Origin of the sequence: Rhodococcus sp. NPDC079359, from assembly GCF_040702585.1 — a bacterium.
Lineage (GTDB): Bacteria > Actinomycetota > Actinomycetes > Mycobacteriales > Mycobacteriaceae > Rhodococcoides.
Map to the genome: position 1 here is coordinate 581,147 of NZ_JBFBLH010000002.1, position 17,469 is coordinate 598,615.

Genomic DNA, 17,469 nt, shown 5'->3' on the forward strand with positions numbered 1-17,469 from the left:
CCGCACCGACTTCAAGGACAAAGATGAGCTCACAGCACAAGACTGCCGACTACATCGTGGTGGGCGCAGGTTCCGCAGGCGCAGTGGTGGCCAATCGCCTCAGCGCAGACCCACGCAACGAGGTGATCCTGCTCGAGGCCGGCCCCGAGGACAAGAACAAGTTCGCTCACATCCCGGCTGCGTTCTCCAAACTCTTTCGTAGCGAGGTCGATTGGGACTACCTCACCGAGCCGCAACCGGAGCTGCGTGATCGCAGCATCTACTGGCCGCGCGGCAAGATGCTCGGTGGCTCGTCGTCGATGAACGCCATGATGTGGGTTCGCGGATTCGCCGCCGATTACGACGACTGGGCGGCAGTGTCCGACGACTCCTGGTCGTTCCGCAACCTCGTCGGCTACTTTCGCAAGATCGAGAACATAGAGGGCACAACAGCAGTCGACGCAGGCACCGACGGCCCACTCATCGTCTCCCACCAGCGCAGCCCCCGAGACCTGACGTCGTCGTTCCTCGACGGCGTCGAAGAAGCAGGCTATCCGCTGGAAACGGCCAACCTGCCCGAGCCCAAGGGCTTCACCCGCACGATGGTCAACCAGAAGCGCGGAGCACGCTGGAGCACGGCCGACGCCTACCTCCGACCGGCGAAGAAGCGCAAGAACCTCACCATCCTCACCGAGGCCTATGCCACTCGCGTCCTGTTCGAGGGCACCGCAGCAGTGGGCGTCGAGTACACCTCCGGTGGTGAGGTACACACCGTGCGCGCACACAAGGAAGTGATCCTCTCCGGCGGAGCCATCAACACTCCGCAGCTGCTGATGCTCTCGGGCATCGGCGACCAGGAACAACTGAAATCCCACGGCATCACCGTCCAACACCACGCGCCCGGCGTCGGGCAGAACCTCCTCGACCACCTGGCCGCCCTCATCGGCTGGAAAACCGAGAGAGACTCCCTCTTTCACGCCGAGAAGATCCCGGAACTGGTCAACTACCTCACGCGCCGACGCGGCATGCTCACCTCCAACGTCGCCGAGGCGTACGGCTTCATCAAGAGCCGAGAAGAGCTGGCCCTGCCCGACGTCGAACTGATCTTCGGACCGGCACCGTTCTTCGACGAGGGACTCGTCGGCCAGGATTCGCACGCCGCCGTCATCGGCGCGGTACTCGTCAAACCCGAAAGCCGCGGCGAGATCACCCTCCGCTCGGCCGACCCGTTGGCCAAGCCCATCGTGGAACCGCGCTACCTCAGCGACCCCGGCGGACTGGACCGTAAGGCGATGATCGAAGGGTTACGGGCCTGCGTTGCAATCTCCGAAACCCCATCGATGAAGGGCGAGCTCGGCGACATCGTCCGCCCCAGGGTGGCGTCGAACATCTCCCCGGCGGACCTGCTCACCGAGGCCCTCGAGCAGAATGCGCACACTCTGTACCACCCCGTGGGCACTGCCCGTATGGGCAACGACGCCGACAGTGTCGTCGATGCCGAGCTGCGGGTGCGGGGCGTCGACCGCCTTCGCGTCGCCGACGCGTCGATCATGCCGAGCATCATCCGCGGGCACACTCACGCGCCGTCGGTGGTGATCGGTGAACGAGCAGCGGACTTGATCCTTCGTTGATCCGCAAGTGAACCTTTCGGAAAATTTCCGGTTTGGACGTCCGGTTTGTCGGGTAACAGGTGGGCACGCTCCCTTGCAGGGGATCGAGATGGAACCCATCCGCTCGGCAAGCAGCGCCGAATGACCCACAACGCTCGAGAGACGAGCACGGAAGGTTGACCGACATGTTCACTGTTCGTAAAGCTTTGGCCGCCACCGCAATCGGTGCACTGACCATCGTCCCGCTCGCCGCATGCTCCAGCGACGAGGCGTCCGACACCACCGATGCAGCCACATCCTCGGAGTCGTCGGCCATGGAGACCACCGAGGCAATGCCCGAGCCCGCAGCCGAGGTCCCCGACCTCAGCAACGGTGTCGACACCGCAGTCGCTCTCGATGCCGGCTTCACCGGCGCACTGACCACCCTGGGCCTCACCCCGGGCGTCGTCGGAACCGCCACTCTGGCAGACGGATCCATCCGCTTCCCGATCACCGGCGGAGACGTCAGCTACTGGGAGCCCGGCACCGTCGATCCCTACGTCCAGGGCATGATCATGCACGACGGCAGCGGCTTGTCGCTGACCGCCGGCGAGACCGTGGTCGAGCTCATCAACTTCGACATCGACCCGGGCACGTCGATCCTCACCGGTGACGTCATGGTCAACGGCGAAGAGGCTGCAGCAGATGCAGTGCTGTTCGATCTCGACGGCCGCACCCTGCAGCCGCTCGCGACCGGACCCGACAACACCGCAATCCTGCAGGGCACCGAGGTGAAGATCTCGGAGACCGCTGCCGGTCTGCTCAACAGCACCTTCAACACCGATGCTGTGACCCCGGGACTGCTCGTGGGCGTTGCGACCATCACGGTCAGCACTGCCTAATCACTCCCGTACACCCCGTGCGCGAGGCGTCACCGTGAAAGACGGTGGCCCTCGCGCACGGGTGTTTGCATCGCACGACCAGGAGCCGACAGATGAGAGCGTTCACGAGGATCTACGGCGGACACCCGCTGCATGCGGTCGGACTGCTGCTCTCGTTCGCGCTCGTCGGCTACGTCGTCACACTCGCAGGGCCCCAGACTCTGTGGAACAGCGACGTGTGGTGGAAATCCGTTCTCGTGTGGTTCTTCGGATCGGTACTGCTGCACGATGCCGTACTGTTTCCGCTCTACTCGCTGGCCGATCGGCTGATCACCAGCATTCCACGCCGCCACCTGACCGTGTCACCGGTCAATTTCGTTCGAGTTCCCGCTCTCGGGACTGCACTGACGTTTCTGATGTTCTTCCCCGGGATAATCTCCCAGGGCGCGGAGTCGTACCGGGCCGCAACCGGTTTGACTCAGGAACCCTTTCTCGGACGTTGGCTCGCGCTGACCGCGGTGTTGTTCACCGCGAGCGCCGCCGCCTACTTCATCCGATGGACCCTCGTACGGAGCCGAGCATGAGCGTTACCGCCGATACACTCTTCAACCGCGCAGCAGCCGGACTACCCTGCTGGATAGGCGATTCCGACGGCAGCAGGCAGCAACTCCCCACCGCACGGTGGATGGGGGGCAGCGCCTCGTCGGCCGAGGACCGCCGCGCGGACCACGCCATGCTCAGCCGCTGTACCGGACCCACGATCGATCTCGGCTGCGGGCCGGGTCGGCTCACCGAGGCGCTTGCTCGACGCGGTGTTTCGGCACTCGGCGTCGACACCTCCCGAGCAGCAGTCGATCTGACCATCGGCCGCGGCGGAAACGCCGTTCTGCGCGATCTCTTCGAGCCACTGCCCGACACCGGCAACTGGTCGTGTGTCCTCCTCGCGGACGGAAACATCGGCATCGGCGGAGACCCGGTGCGTCTGCTTCGCCGGGCCGCCGACCTGCTCGCCCCCCACGGGGCCGTCATCGCCGAAGTGGATGCGCCCAGCGACACGGGAATTCGCCACCGCACCGTTCGATGGGAAACCGACACCATGGTCGGCGACTGGTTCGCCTGGTCCAGTGTCAGCGCCGACGCCACCGCAGATCTCGCCGGTGCCGCAGGCCTGCGAGTGGTGGACGTGGCACCGATCCACGGGCGCTGGTTCGCTCAGATGACGCTGGCCCCGTTCACCAATTCGTGAACAGTAGATGATTGATCGCCAGCGCACCGATCACCTGCAGCGCCAGCCAGAAACGATGCGTGCGGATCGGCAACACAGCAGGCGCGATCAGCATCCACATCGCGAAGGGCAACCAGATCCTCTCGGTCTCGGCTTTGCTCAACTGGCTCAGATCAGCCATGACCACAGCAGCGATCGCCGCGATCACCAACAGGTTGATCGGCTCCAGCCGAGTGAGTATCCGTGGGAACGCCGCGGGCACAGCCACACCCAAGGCGCAGAACAGCGCCGCGAAGTTCGCCCAGCCCCAGTACTCGAACGGCCGGTCCTTGGCGATGCCCTGGTAGTAGCGCTCCTGCACCAGCAAGTAGCCGTCGTACCACCAGAATCCGTACGCGGTGAAGATCCCGGCAACGATCAGCGCACCGATCAGCGCGCCGAGGAACGGCAGAATTCTTCGCCCGGCGATCAGCACCGCGACCGCAGGCAGGCCCATCAACACCAACCCGTAGTTGAGGTAGACGCCGAAACCGAGCAACACTCCCGCACCGATCGACGCGGGCCACAGGTAGCGCTTCGTCGAGATCGCCAGCAGCGCAATTCCCCACGCGGCGACACCGGCGTAGAACGCATCGGCGGAGACGGCGATCCAGATCGCGGCCGGGGCGATGGCCACGAACGGTGCTGCACGCCGTGCGATGTTCTCGTCGCCGAGCACCCGGAGCGTGAGTACCAGCGCCACAGCGGCACTCGTGCCGACCAGCACACAGAGTGTCGCCGCCCAGGCTCCACCGCCGAGGCCGAGACGGTCGAGCCACACGAAGGTGAGCAGTGCGCCGGGGGGATGACCCGACACATGCGTCGTCCACGAATCGGCCTGGTAGTCCAGAATGCGTTCGGAGAATCCGCGGAGCGTGGCGGGAATGTCGGTGATGCCGGGCACTTCGTGCAAGTACTCGTCCGTCGATGCCAGCCGGTTCACGAAGCCGCGCTTCCAACCGTCCACCATCGCCAGCGACATCGTCCAGGCCGCCGACGCGCCCCACACCACGAACAACAGTCGCGTCCACGACAGTCGGCGTGCGACCGTCGGCCCCCACAGCACGGTGGCGACGGCGATCAGAACGGCGACGGGAGTTCCCCATCCCACGTGAATCTCGCGGAAGCCGAACAGCGGTGCCGCATCGGCGAAGTCACGTACCTGCTGCGGAGTTCTGTTGATGATGGGGGTGACGAGTTCGTTTCCCAGGTACGGAACGACGAATGCGACCACGACGAGCACGACGGCCAACGTGCCTGCGACGGCTTCTCTCCAGTAACGGATAGTCTTTTCTCCCTGCGGACTCGAGACGAACACGACTTCGGACCAGCATATCGACCGACGGTGATGGAGGATGAGCAGATGGACAACGACGCGACGGGGCGGGCCGAGATAGCCGTCATCGGCGGCAGCGGCTTCTATTCGTTCTTCGGAGCCGACGCCCAGGAGGTAGTGCTCGACACCCCCTACGGCGCTCCGAGCGCCCCGATCACGTTGGGCGAGGTGGAAGGTCGGCGAGTGGCGTTTCTGCCCCGACACGGCCGAAATCACGAGTACTCACCGCACACGTTGCCGTATCGCGCCAACATGTGGGCGCTGCGGATGCTCGGGGTGAGCCGAGTGTTCGCCCCCTGCGCGGTCGGATCTCTGGTGTCCGAGTACGGCCCGGGCACCGTCGTGATTCCCGATCAACTGGTCGACCGAACGTCCGGGCGAGCACAGACCTACTTCGACGAGGGCGGGATTCACGTCGAATTCGCAGACCCGTACTGCCCGACGCTCCGCAAGTCCGCGGTCCAGGACTCGGCGATCGACGGCGGTGTCATGGTCGTCGTCGAAGGCCCTCGGTTCTCCACTCGTGCCGAGAGCCAGTGGTTCGCCCGCCAGGGTTGGACGCTGGTGAACATGACCGGCCACCCCGAGGCAGTTCTGGCTCGCGAACTCGAACTCTGCTACGCACCGATCGCATTGGTGACCGACCTCGATGCCGGCATCGAGTCCGGTCAGGGCGTCAAGGCGGTGGACGTGTTCGCCGAGTTCCAGAAGAACATCGAGCCACTCAAGGCACTGGTGCGCTCGGCCATCTCCGACGCTCCCACCGGCGACTGCCCGACGTGTCGGGTGCACACCGGCCTCACGCTGCCGATCGAGCTGCCATGACCCGGGTGCTGCTCACCGGCGCAGCCGGATTCATCGGCGGTCACATTCGCGATGCGGCAGCCGCCTCCGGCCACGAGATCGTTGCCGTCGACGCCATGCTGGAATCGGCTCACGGCCCAGGAGCGCGAGCCGACGGAATCATCGATCTCGATGTGCGCGACAAGGACTCGCTCGTCGACGCATTGCGCGGGGTGGATGTCGTGTGTCACCAGGCCGCCGTCGTCGGAGCCGGCGTCGATGCCGCGGATGCCCCCGCCTACGCCAGCCACAACGATTACGGGACGGCAGTTCTGCTCGCCGCGATGTACGAGGCAGGCTGTTCGCGGCTGGTTCTCGCCTCGTCGATGGTCGTCTACGGCGAAGGGCGGTATCTCAATTCATCGGGCGAGACCGTAGTTCCGCCGCCCCGCACCCGCGCCGATCTCGATGCCGGACTGTTCGACAATCGCGATCCGAGGTCCGGTGAGCCCCTCGATTGGCTTCTGGTGGAGGAAGATTCGATACTCGAACCCAGGAGCATCTACGCGGCGAGCAAACTGGCACAGGAGAACTACGCCTCCGCGTGGGCGGTATCGACGGGCGGCTCGGTGATCGCACTGCGTTACCACAACGTCTACGGACCGAACATGCCCCGCAACACCCCGTATTCCGGTGTGGCAGCGATGTTCCGCTCCTCGCTGGAACTCGGCCAGGCCCCGACCGTGTACGAGGACGGCAAGCAGGCCCGCGATTTCGTGCACGTTCACGACGTCGCAGCGGCCAACATCGCGTCGATCGACGCCGAGACCGAAGGCTTCACCGCCCTCAACGTCTGCTCGGGACAACCGATCACCATCGGTGAGGTCGCCACCATCCTCGCCGAAGCACGCGGCGGGCCCACACCCGAGATCACCGGACGCTACCGAGCCGGCGACGTACGGCACATCGTCGCCAGTTCCCGACTGGCCGAACAGACCCTGGGATTCCGGGCGAAGATCATGCCGAGGGACGGTCTCACCGCATTCGCCGACGCACCGTTGCGCGACGCCGAGGGCACGGGACCACCCCGTGTCTGAACAGCAATCGGTGACCGTCGTCATCCCCTGCATGAACGAGGCCGAATCGCTTCCAGCAGTACTCGATTCGGTACCGGCGGGCTACTCCACGATCGTGGTGGACAACAACTCCACCGACAACACCGCCGCCGTCGCCGCAGCCCACGGAGCCACGGTGATCTCCGAAACCGTGCCCGGCTACGGCGCAGCAGTCCACGCAGGCGTCGTCGCAGCCGACACCGAGATCGTCTGCGTCCTCGACGGAGACGGCTCCATGGATCCACGCGACCTGCCGACCCTCGTGACGGCCCTCGATCACGCGGACCTCGCCGTCGGTCGCCGTCGACCGGCGAAGGGAAGCTCACCCCTGCACGCCAGGATCGGCAATGCCGTTCTCTCACTTCGACTTCGCACCAAGTACAAGCTGCCCGTGCACGACCTGGGAGCCATTCGCGCGGTACGCCGTCAGGCACTGCTCGACCTCGGCGTCACCGACCGCCGCTCGGGCTATCCACTGCAGCTGCTCGTACTGGCGGCCGAAGCCGGCTGGACCGTCGTCGAACACGACGTGGTCTACCGACCACGGACAGCCGGAACATCGAAGGTCTCGGGATCGGTGAAGGGAACCATCGTGGCCGTCCGGGATTTCTGGAAGGTGCTCTCGTGACCGTCACCGCTCTCGTCGTCGCCAAAGCCCCCGTACCCGGGCTGGCCAAGACACGACTCGCCGCCACGATCGGCGACGCCGCCGCAGCCGAACTGGCGGCGGCCTCGCTGCTCGACACCCTCGACGCCGTCTCGGCCGCCGACGTCGACCGCCGTGTCGTGGCCCTCACCGGCAACCTCGCCGACGCGGCCCGCTCAGACGAACTGACCCGCGCGCTGGCGTCGTTCACGGTCGTAGCTCAGCGCGGCGACGGACTGGGCGAACGACTGGCCAATGCCCACGCCGACGCGGCCACCACCGGTTCCGTACTGCAGATCGGCATGGACACCCCTCAGGTCACGGCGCAATTGCTGTCCGACGCGGCCGCGCAACTCGGCAGCAGCGACGTACTCGGATTCGCCGAGGACGGCGGATGGTGGGCGCTCGGCCTTCGCAACCCCGAACTCGCTCGGTTCTTGCTCGACGTGCCCATGTCCGCCCCGTCGACGGGCTCCGACACGCTCGATGCGTTGACCGCGGCCGGGGCGTCGATCACGATGCTCCCGGAAATGCGCGATGTCGATTTCGAGTCCGATCTCGAAGCGGTGGCGCAATTGTGCGCACCGAACAGTCGGTTCCATATTGCCGTCGGAAAAGTCGGAAATTGAATAGGGCCTCGGTCCGTTCCGACAGGTCTGTTTCGACCGAAATGCCGCATCGAGGCCGCAACCTCCACATCCGTTGTGGAACAGCACCTTCGATCTGCCCGAATTGCCGGACCGCACGCGACCAATATCGAATCGCAACAAAGCCGAACCACCGTTTCACGGCTATTTCACAGACACAGGTGCTAGAAAGTGTGACATGACCGGGTTGTTGATAGGCGTAGCCGTCTGGATGGTGTTCGCGACAGTCGTCGCCACCGTCCTCGGCCGCGTCGCGCACCGGGGTGACTCCGAGGAATTGGGGTCGACGATCGAGTGGGACGTCGAAGCTCTCGAGCACGAACTTCACCACGAGAACTGACTGCGTTCAGTCGACCCGCTCGACGATCTCGGTCAGAATTCGAGCCGCTGCGGCCAGAGTCTCCCGCTGCTGCGGCGTCAATTCGTCCAGTTGTTCCGCCAGCGCGATTTCCCGAGCGGCAACCTCCTGCCGCGCAGTCGCCGTTCCCGCATCGGTCAGCAGAAGAACCACCTGCCTGCCGTCCGTCGGATGCGGCTCCCGGCTCATCAACCCCAACTCGACCAAGGCGTGGGAAGACCTGGACACCGACGGCGGCTTGATCCGCTCCCGCGCCGCCAACTCCCCCGTCGTCATCGGCCCCTCACGAAGCAACGTCGTCAGAATCGACAGCTGAGCGACGGGCAATCTGTCGCTGGAATGGCGCAGTCGGAGTCTCCGATTCAATCGCATTGCACTGACGGACAAATCCCTCGCCAGCCGGGAATCGGGCAGATCACTCACGCTGTCCAGATTACGACACCGAGGTGCATTCGCCCGATTTCCAGAAACAGCGGATCCCTCGATTTATTCCGCCTCGAACAAACCGCTGATATGGTTCTCGTCGGTTGCCGGGGAGTGAAATCGAATTGGGGGAGATCGTCGTGCGTCGCGTTGGTTCCAGAGTCTTGACCATTGCCACCCTGGCCGTAGCCACGTCGCTGCTGGTCACCGGGCCCAACGCCCTCGCCAATCCCAACGCGGTCAATCCCATTGCCGGACTCAACGGCACGTTCGGGCTGCCTCAGCTTCAGGGGCGCGCACAAGCCGTCGCTCAGGTGACCGGTATCTCGAGTCCCAACAACACACAGAACGTCAACATGATCGGCACCGATCTCGGCATCATGTGGGACAACGGCCGCGGCGAGGTGCTGACGGCATTCGGCGATACCGCCGGCCTCGGCGTACCCAACCTGCTGCAGGGCAGCCTGTGGTCGTGGCGCAGCAACGCCATCGTGCGAAGCAACGACCGGAACCTCGCCGACGGCATGAAATTCGACAGCGTCGTACTCGACCCGATCGGCCAGACCAAAGAGGTCGTCCCCAGCCCCAAGATCCCGTTCGTCGAGATCAGCCGAATCCCGACGGCAGGCGTGGCCGTCGGCGACAGTCAGTACCTCAACCTGATGTCCGTGAAGAACTGGGGACCGCCTGGAACCTGGGAGACCAACTTCTCCGGCCTGGCCGTGTCGAACGACAACGGAGAGAACTGGGCAGCACTACCGGACACCCAGCGGCCCAGCGTCGGGGGCGACCGCAACTTCCAGCAGAGCGCCTACCTGAAGGACGGCGGCTACGTTTACCAGTACGGCACCCCGCCCGGCCGCTTCAACCTCGGCCACGTCGCTCGCGTCAAGGAACAGGACATCGCCAGGCTCGGCGAATACGAGTACTGGACCGGCCAGGACTGGAAGAAGGGCGACCCGGCCGCGGCCGCACCCATCGTCGGCGGCGTCGGCGAACTCTCCGTCGCATACAACGCGACCCTCGGTCAGTACCTGATGATGACGACCGACAACGCCAACTCGATCGTCCTGCGACGCTCGCCGTCGCCAGTCGGGCCGTGGAGCCCACCAGAAGTTCTGGTCGACACCCGCGAGGTCAGCTCCATCTACGCTCCGTACATCCATCCCAACTCGACCGGCCGCGACCTGTATTTCCTGGCGACGGTCTACCAGAACTACAACGTGCTGCTGCTGCGCGCGACGCTGTAGGAACCGCCACTAGGCTTCCGAAGGTGGACGCCGCAGACTGGGATCGCAAGTACGAAGGCCGAGAACTCGTCTACGGCGAGGCACCGAACGCGACGCTCGTCGAAGTCGCGACGGCGCTCGAGCGAGGTCGCGCACTGGATCTCGCGTCCGGCCAGGGTCGCAACGCGATCTGGCTGGCAACCCGCGGCTGGACCGTCGACGCCGTCGATTTCTCCTCGGTGGCGCTGACGAGGGCGAACGACGTGGCGTCTTCGGCACCGCGATCGGTGCGCGAGCGACTGACCTGGGTCCACGCCGATGTGACGCAGTTGTCAACCGAACCGAACTATGACCTGGTTCTCATGTTCTATCTCCACCTGCCCCCGAACGAACGACAGAAGGCCGTTTCGGTCGCCGTCTCCGCGCTGAAACCTGATGGAATCCTCATGATTCTCGGACACCACTCCGCGAACATCGACTCCGGCGTCGGCGGTCCACAGGAAGCCGAGATCCTCTACACACCAGAGGATTTGGCGTCGGACATCGGTACTCGGCTGACCATCCTCACTGCCGAGAACCGCTATCGCGACGTGACCGGCGGCACAGCGATCGACGCATTGCTACTGGCGAGTAGGCCTCCCCTTGGCAGCGAACCGGATCGGGGGTAATATCCGTTAAGTTACCGACGAGTAGCTAACTTGGGCGGTACTCACGAGACCGCACCACCGACTGGAGAGCGAACGAGCAATGGGCCATTACAAGAGCAACCTCCGGGATCTCGAGTTCAACCTCTTCGAGCTTTTCGGACTCGACGAGACACTCGAAGGCGACAACTTCGGCGACATGGACGGTGAAGTAGCCCGCGACATGCTGCGTGAGGTCGTACGCCTAGCCGAGGGACCGCTGGCCGAGTCCTTCGCGGAAGCCGACCGCAACCCGCCGGTCTTCGATCCCGAAACCCACAGCCTGAAGCTGCCCGACTCCTTCAAGAAGTCGTTCAAGGCGCTCTACGACGGCGAGTGGTGGCGCGTCGGCCTCGACGAAGAAGTCGGTGGCATGGCAGCACCCCGCAACCTGCTCTGGGGCATCAACGAGATGCTCCTCGGATCGCAGCCGGCCGCGTTCATGTACTCCGCAGGCCCCGGATTCGCAAACATCTTGTACCACAACGGAACCGACGAGCAGAAGGAATGGGCCAAGGTAGCCGTCGAGCGCGGCTGGGGTGCCACGATGGTCCTGACCGAGCCCGATGCCGGATCCGACGTCGGCGCAGGTCGCACCAAGGCGATCAAGCAGGACGACGGCTCGTGGCACATCGAAGGCGTCAAGCGCTTCATCACCTCGGCAGTGTCCGACGACCTCTTCGAGAACATCTTCCACCTCGTTCTCGCCCGCCCCGAAGGTGCCGGACCCGGAACCAAGGGCCTGAGCCTGTTCTTCGTGCCGTCCATCCTCTTCGACTTCGAGAAGGGCGAACTGGGCGAGCGCAACGGAGCCTTCGTCACCGGCGTCGAGCACAAGATGGGCCTCAAGGCCTCCGCCACCTGTGAACTCACCTTCGGTGGCAACGGCATTCCCGCCAAGGGCTGGCTCGTCGGCGAGGTCCACAAGGGCATCGCGCAGATGTTCGACGTCATCGAGCACGCTCGAATGATGGTCGGCACCAAGGCAATCGGCACCCTCTCCACCGGCTACCTCAACGCACTCGAGTACGCCAAGGAGCGCGTCCAGGGCGCAGACCTGACGCAGATGACCGACAAGACCGCTCCCCGCGTCACCATCACCCACCACCCCGACGTGCGGCGCAGCCTCATGATGCAGAAGGCGTACTCCGAAGGCCTGCGTGCGGTGTACCTCTACACCGCCGCACACCAGGATCCGGTCACCGCCAAGCAGGTCTCGGACGCTGACGCCGACATCGCATACCGCGTCAACGACCTCCTGCTGCCCATCGTCAAGGGTGTCGGCTCCGAAATCGCCTACCAGGTACTCGCAGAATCCCTGCAGACCCTCGGCGGCTCCGGATTCCTGCAGGACTACCCCCTCGAGCAGTACATCCGCGACGCCAAGATCGACTCGCTGTACGAAGGAACCACCGCCATCCAGGCGCAGGACTTCTTCTTCCGCAAGATCGCCCGCGACCGCGGCGTAGCACTGGCTCACGTTGCCGGACAGATCAAGTCGTTCATCGACAGCGAAGCAGGAAACGGTCGCCTCAAGGCCGAGCGCGCACTGCTCGCCACCGCACTCGAAGACGTGCAGGCCATCGTCACCTCGATGACCCAGCACCTCATGGGCGCACAGGACCAGCCCACCGAGCTGTACAAGGTCGGCCTGGCATCGGTGCGCTTCCTCATGGGCTTCGGCGACCTGCTCATCGGCTGGCTGCTGCTGCGTCAGTCCGAGATCGCCATCGCCGCACTCGACAACGGCGCAGAGGGCAAGGACAAGGCGTTCTACGAGGGCAAGATCGCAGTGGCCTCGTTCTTCGCCAAGAACATCCTGCCGCAGCTCACCGCGACCCGCGCAATCCTCACCAACATCGACAACGACATCATGGAACTGGACGAAGCAGCATTCTGATTCCCTGAACTCTTCGGCGGCCGCACTCGTTCTCGAGTGCGGCCGTTGTCGTATGTGCGCCGGGGCGGTGGTGGTGCGGCGAGGCCCGGGTTTGCCGCAAAAGCGCGCGCATTTGATTGGAAGGCCGGTTGCGAGCCCCCAGCCGTCGCAAAAGCGCGCGCGTTTGTCAGGTGAGCGCGAATCGCGAGCCCCCAGCCGCCGCAAAAGCGCGCGCGTTTGTCAGATGCGCGCGAATTCTGCCGAATACTCAGACAATTTCGCGTGCATTCGGCGAATGCGCGCGCATTTGCGCGCCGCACGAAGTACTCCGCACCGTCCCTCGTGGTGGAGGCAGTGCAGCAGCCCTCTCCACAGCTCGGGCCACGCGCGCCACCAGCTCCGCCGGATTCGCCAAATCTGCCCACGTCCAGCGCACGACGGGATAGCCGAGATCGCGCACCGCGTCCTCCCTCACCTTCTCCCTGAACACCACGTCGCCGGGGTGCTCATCCTGCCGTAGGTACTTGGTGTACTTGGCTTTACCATCGAACTCGCATACCACGACGCCATTGACCAGCCAATCGATCCGCGCCACCGTCTGCCCGTCCGGATCCAGGATCTCCACCTGCGACTCCACGTCGAATCCGTTCTCACGCAGAATGACTCGACTCTGAGACTCGCCGGGGTTTTCGCTCCGCCCGTCCATGAGGGAAACGGCTCGTCGCGCCTGCGCCACGCCTTTCCATCCCCGAGCACGCTGCAACTCCGCGTCGAGCTCCTGCGGATCGCAGCGCCTCAGAGCTGAGTCACCTGCGATCACCGCCGACAGAAGCGGCTCGGTACGGGCAAGGTCGACAACCGTTCGCGCCAAAGAGGTCACGGGAATTCCGTCGACGGTGGTGCTGGGTACCCACGGCGCACAGTGCACGATCACTGCTGCATTAGTTCGACCTCCGCCGCGGCGGTGTCGGGTGACGTGAACTTTGTCGAATCTTCCCGTGGGCAGGGGTAATTCGTGGAGAAGCGCCGCCGAACGGTGACTCACTGTGCTGCCGTCCGCAATCATCGGAAATACGGCGTCGATCAACAGCCGATGCCGCTCCTGCTCCGAAAGGCCGGCCAGCCTCGACGTCGGAACGTAGACGCCATTCACCAAACGTTCCCAACCCCCGCGTTCGTACATTGCTCGCAGCTCGTGATCGGCATTGCCATCGGCAAGAGCCTCGGAGCGTCGCACCATTCGGTCATCCCTCATCCTTCGAGTCTCGACCATGCGCGCACCGATCCGGGACGAAAGTAGCTGCCTGTGTACAACTTCGGACCTGTGGATGAATACAGGTACGGGGGTACCAGTTCGCTGTGCCATCGAGCCGCAAAGGCGCGCGCGTTCGTCAGGTGCGCGCAGAATTGCCCCCGATCAGGCCACCAATTCGCGCGCATTCAACAAACGCGCGCGCTTTTGCGAAAACTGGGGAACCGAAGCAGGCGAACGGGAACAGGGAACACGGGAAACACGGGAACAGGCCGACGGCGCATCGTCACGCGGGCCGACCCGACGAAGCGTCGAAGGCCGAAACCAACGCCGGACCTCACAAATGCGTGCGCACTCGTCAGATGCGCGCAGAATTGCCCATGATCAGGCCACCAATTCGCGCGCATTCAACAAACGCGCGCGCTTTTGCGAAGACTGGGGAGGCGGGGGACCTAGGGAACCGACGAAGACTGGGGAGGCGGGGACCTGGGGAGCCGAAGGAGCCGGGGGGACCTGGGGAGTCGAGCCGCTACTGCTGCAGTTTGCGGAATTTGCTGCCGTGGAACACGATTGGGTTCACTTCACTCTGGACGTCCAGGGAATGTATGCGCAGCAACACTATTGCGTGGTCGCCCGCGGGGATTTGCTGCTCGATGGTGGTGTCGAGCCACGCGGTGGCCCCCACGATGAAGGCTGCTCCCCCGTCGGTGACGGTGAGGTCGAGGCCGGCGAATCGGTCACCGGTCTTGGCTGCCAGGGTACGGACGGCGTCGTTGTGTGCCTCCCCGAGAACGCTGACGCCGATGTTGGGTGCCAACTCGAGTTTCGGCCATGTCGTCGACGTGTTCTGGATGCACACCGCGACGAGGGGCGGGTCGATGGACACCGAGACGAAGCTGCTGGCCGCCAAGCCCACCAGGACGCCGTCGATCTTCGCGGCGATCGCGACGACTCCGCTCGGGAACTGCGCGTACGCCTCACGAAGCGTCTGCTGATCGAGGACGGTACGTGTGAGCGTCATGGACGAAGCTCCCTTTCGATCTTGTGATGCAACCCCGCGTGGGCACAGTTCTGACGAGCGAACACCTATTGCAAGCAAACACCCGATCGGGCGGCAACGCCACAGTCCGAATCGACGTGATTCGAACGGCCCTCTCGCGGTTGCAGCATCACTCGTCTTCGCCCGGTTCCGGAGCCGGGTCCGCCGCGGGTGCCGGGCGATCGGGCTGAACGCATCGAACGATGGGGATCGGGTCGTATTTCACCGTTCTGGTGTTCCGCGAAATTTCCCTGCCCGACGCGGCATCACTGATCACCCTGGTGTCGCTGGCGGTGAATCCTTGGCCTCCACCGGACGCGACGCAGCCTGCGCCTGCGGGCAGTGTCACCGTGTCGGGTGAGGTGAAGTTGGTTCGCGAACCGGTGATCGATTCGACGTCGACCGTCTTGGTTCCCCACAGTCGGACGGTGACGCTGGACGAATCGGCGAACGATTGGATGACCACACCGGTGTCGTTCGGGTTGGTGAACTGCAGGTCGATGGCCCCCTCGAAGACCGTCGCTTCGCGCGCCTCGGGGTATCGACTGATGTAGTAGCTGTGCTCGGTGTGGTCGGTGTCTTCCATACCGGCGAAGTAGGACGCGTTGTAGAGCGTCGTCGCGAACTGGCTGATGCCGCCGCCGACGGCGCGATCGGGTCGACCGTTGTCGATGATTCCCGACTCGACGAAGCCCTGCGCGGTGCCTCGCGGACCGGTGTACTCGTTGAGCGAGAACGTTTCTTTCGGCTTCACGAGCGCACCGTTCACGATCTGCGCCGTCAGCCCGATATTGACGCCCGACGCGTACTCGAACCCGCCGGTGGTGTACTCGGCAATCACTTCTCGCACACCGAGATTCTGCGCGGCTTCGGTGGTGAGGGCGGGCGGGGCGGGCTCGTAGATCGCCTCGGTGGTGCGGGGTCCGTCAGCGGACAGCAGGGCAGGCAACTGCTCGAGGGTCTTGCGCCACTCGACCAGCTCGCCCATCTCTCCGGGGACGACGGTCGGCGCACCGCCGGAGAAGGTGAACGACGCGTCCCTCGGCGGTACCTCGGTGCGCACGAGTTGCGGCGCGAGAATGCCTGTGGCGACGTCGGTGTCGTAGATCGGGGTCAGTCCGCCCTGACCGTCGGGATCGAAGCGGAGAACCTCGCCCACCCGATCGGTAGGCAGCGTCGCGTCGACGTTCTCGCGACCGGCGACAATCACCGGTGCCTCCACCGCAGGTGCGGCGATGTTCTCCAGCGCCTGGTCGACGGCTTCCTGGGTCACCGTGACGGGTGTGGACTCGTACACCGCTTCCGTTGCGCCCGAGGCCCATTCGGTCTGCAGGTTGCGACGCGTCCCGTCGGCGTCGAGTATCCGACCGGCCAGCGGCGCGACGGCAATTGGTGTGCTGCCGTCGAACACGACGTCGCCTTCGACGGGGTCGCGGTCGGTTTCGAACCGCAGGCCATCGACCGCAGCGGTGAGCGCTTGCTCGTCCGTGGTCGACACGACGCCGATCTCGCGGCTGCCGAAGAACGATGTCAGTCGAGTTATCGGATTGATCGGTTGCGATCCGGCGCGGTCGAGCGTTGCGTTCCAGTCCACACCGAGACCGGCAGCAGCAGGCAGTACCTCGACCTGTCGGTCGCCGACGTCGACCGACACGGGCTGCTCGGCGCGCGCACCGAGCTCCGAGCGCAGGAGTTCTTCGGCGTCGGAGTGGCTCTTGCCACCGACCTCGATCCCGGCGACGGTCACACCGCGAGGTACTCGGTCGCTGGAGGTGATCCAATCCGCCGCGTACAGCAGCGTGAGAACCGCGACCACCGCGCCGGTCCCGATCGCGATCTTCCGCCACGGCGGCACGAACCCGGACCCGTCGGCGGCCTGCGGCGCTCCGTCCTCCGGCGGAATCACCTGTGGTTGGACCGGCGGCTCGGCCTGGGGAGAAACAACGGTCTCAGCAGGAACATCGGCCTCTGCGGGAACAACGGGTTGCGCGATCGTCGGCGATTCGTCGGCTGCGGGCGACTGTGGAGGGGCCGGGACCGCCTCGGGCCTCGCGTCCCCAGCCGCAGCGGCGGCGGTTTCGGTGGTCTCGACATCGTCGACGGCCGGGTCTGCGACAGCGGATTCCTTGTCGTCAGACTCTGGCTCAGCGGTGTCGGCTTCCACCTCGGATGCCTGCTCGGGCTCCGTTTCCGGCGTCTGCTCGGCGTCGGATGCATGTTCGGTACCGGCCGCCTCGTCGCCGATCGCACCGAAGACCTCGGTGGGAGCGTCGTACGGCGGTACGTCGGGTTTCGGTTCGGCACCGTTGGGCGCGTCACCCGACCTACTGTTGCCCTCGCTCACGTTCGACCCTTCCAGGACCACC

The 17,469-nt window shown here is 64.9% G+C and carries 17 protein-coding genes; 12 read left to right on the top strand and 5 right to left on the bottom strand.

Features of this window, described 5'->3' with window-relative positions; translation table 11 throughout:
• The first annotated feature begins 23 nt into the window (after positions 1-23).
• The 4 genes from AB0362_RS07385 to AB0362_RS07400 all read left to right on the top strand — a co-directional run bounded on the left by AB0362_RS07385 (position 24) and on the right by AB0362_RS07400 (position 3,695).
• A complete protein-coding gene (locus AB0362_RS07385; RefSeq protein WP_366235346.1) occupies positions 24-1,610 on the top strand; it encodes a GMC family oxidoreductase N-terminal domain-containing protein in 1,587 nt (528 codons plus the stop codon).
• A 164-nt stretch (positions 1,611-1,774) separates the two neighbouring features.
• A complete protein-coding gene (locus tag AB0362_RS07390) occupies positions 1,775-2,470 on the top strand; it encodes a hypothetical protein (protein ID WP_366235347.1) in 696 nt (231 codons plus the stop codon).
• Between the two features lie 92 nt (positions 2,471-2,562).
• Positions 2,563-3,033 carry a hypothetical protein gene (locus AB0362_RS07395; RefSeq protein ID WP_366235348.1) on the top strand — a complete coding sequence of 157 codons (471 nt, stop codon included), beginning with the start codon at positions 2,563-2,565 and terminating at the stop codon, positions 3,031-3,033.
• Complete coding sequence (locus AB0362_RS07400; RefSeq protein WP_188078743.1) at positions 3,030-3,695, top strand: methyltransferase domain-containing protein; 666 nt, start codon at positions 3,030-3,032, stop codon at positions 3,693-3,695. Before AB0362_RS07395 ends, AB0362_RS07400 begins: the two co-directional genes overlap by 4 nt.
• Here the strand turns inward: AB0362_RS07400 and AB0362_RS07405 are convergent.
• Positions 3,682-4,998 (bottom strand): hypothetical protein, encoded by a 1,317-nt coding sequence (locus AB0362_RS07405; RefSeq protein WP_366235437.1) that lies wholly within the window; start codon positions 4,996-4,998, stop codon positions 3,682-3,684. The genes AB0362_RS07400 and AB0362_RS07405 overlap by 14 nt on opposite strands.
• A gap of 78 nt (positions 4,999-5,076) precedes the next feature.
• Here AB0362_RS07405 and AB0362_RS07410 point away from each other — a divergent pair, with 78 nt between their 5' ends.
• The 5 genes from AB0362_RS07410 (at position 5,077) to AB0362_RS07430 (ending at position 8,580) form a co-directional block, all read left to right on the top strand.
• Complete coding sequence (locus AB0362_RS07410) at positions 5,077-5,874, top strand: S-methyl-5'-thioadenosine phosphorylase (protein WP_094640604.1); 798 nt, start codon at positions 5,077-5,079, stop codon at positions 5,872-5,874.
• The gene (locus tag AB0362_RS07415; protein ID WP_149406991.1) at positions 5,871-6,929 is read left to right on the top strand and encodes an NAD-dependent epimerase/dehydratase family protein; all 1,059 of its coding nucleotides are present in this window, start codon (positions 5,871-5,873) and stop codon (positions 6,927-6,929) included. The genes AB0362_RS07410 and AB0362_RS07415 overlap by 4 nt, the downstream gene beginning before the upstream one ends.
• Entirely contained in the window at positions 6,922-7,575 is a 654-nt protein-coding gene (locus tag AB0362_RS07420) for a glycosyltransferase (protein WP_366235349.1), read from the top strand. The genes AB0362_RS07415 and AB0362_RS07420 overlap by 8 nt, the downstream gene beginning before the upstream one ends.
• Positions 7,572-8,222, top strand: a complete 651-nt coding sequence (locus AB0362_RS07425; protein ID WP_366235350.1) for a DUF2064 domain-containing protein — start codon at positions 7,572-7,574, stop codon at positions 8,220-8,222. The genes AB0362_RS07420 and AB0362_RS07425 overlap by 4 nt, the downstream gene beginning before the upstream one ends.
• Positions 8,223-8,418: 196 nt before the next feature.
• On the top strand, positions 8,419-8,580 hold the full coding sequence (locus tag AB0362_RS07430) for a hypothetical protein (RefSeq protein ID WP_317549543.1): 162 nt from the start codon (positions 8,419-8,421) through the stop codon (positions 8,578-8,580).
• Positions 8,581-8,586: 6 nt separating this feature from the next.
• Here AB0362_RS07430 and AB0362_RS07435 read toward each other — a convergent pair whose 3' ends face one another.
• Entirely contained in the window at positions 8,587-9,021 is a 435-nt protein-coding gene (locus AB0362_RS07435; protein ID WP_269594504.1) for a MarR family transcriptional regulator, read from the bottom strand.
• Positions 9,022-9,185: 164 nt separating this feature from the next.
• Between AB0362_RS07435 and AB0362_RS07440 the strand changes: the two genes are divergently transcribed.
• From AB0362_RS07440 to AB0362_RS07450, 3 genes are all read left to right on the top strand, one after another.
• Entirely contained in the window at positions 9,186-10,271 is a 1,086-nt protein-coding gene (locus AB0362_RS07440; RefSeq protein ID WP_366235351.1) for a DUF4185 domain-containing protein, read from the top strand.
• 23 nt (positions 10,272-10,294) lie between these two features.
• Positions 10,295-10,918 (top strand): class I SAM-dependent methyltransferase, encoded by a 624-nt coding sequence (locus AB0362_RS07445; RefSeq protein WP_366235352.1) that lies wholly within the window; start codon positions 10,295-10,297, stop codon positions 10,916-10,918.
• Positions 10,919-10,997: 79 nt separating this feature from the next.
• Positions 10,998-12,833 carry an acyl-CoA dehydrogenase gene (locus AB0362_RS07450; protein WP_366235353.1) on the top strand — a complete coding sequence of 612 codons (1,836 nt, stop codon included), beginning with the start codon at positions 10,998-11,000 and terminating at the stop codon, positions 12,831-12,833.
• 247 nt (positions 12,834-13,080) lie between these two features.
• Here AB0362_RS07450 and AB0362_RS07455 read toward each other — a convergent pair whose 3' ends face one another.
• The 3 genes from AB0362_RS07455 to AB0362_RS07465 form a co-directional block, all read right to left on the bottom strand.
• The gene (locus AB0362_RS07455; protein ID WP_366235354.1) at positions 13,081-13,692 is read right to left on the bottom strand and encodes a hypothetical protein; all 612 of its coding nucleotides are present in this window, start codon (positions 13,690-13,692) and stop codon (positions 13,081-13,083) included.
• Positions 13,693-14,593: 901 nt separating this feature from the next.
• Positions 14,594-15,085, bottom strand: coding sequence for a flavin reductase family protein (locus AB0362_RS07460; RefSeq protein ID WP_068049175.1), 492 nt, complete (start codon positions 15,083-15,085; stop codon positions 14,594-14,596).
• A gap of 148 nt (positions 15,086-15,233) precedes the next feature.
• Positions 15,234-17,447 carry a VanW family protein gene (locus tag AB0362_RS07465; protein WP_366235355.1) on the bottom strand — a complete coding sequence of 738 codons (2,214 nt, stop codon included), beginning with the start codon at positions 17,445-17,447 and terminating at the stop codon, positions 15,234-15,236.
• Between the last annotated feature and the right edge of the window lie 22 nt (positions 17,448-17,469).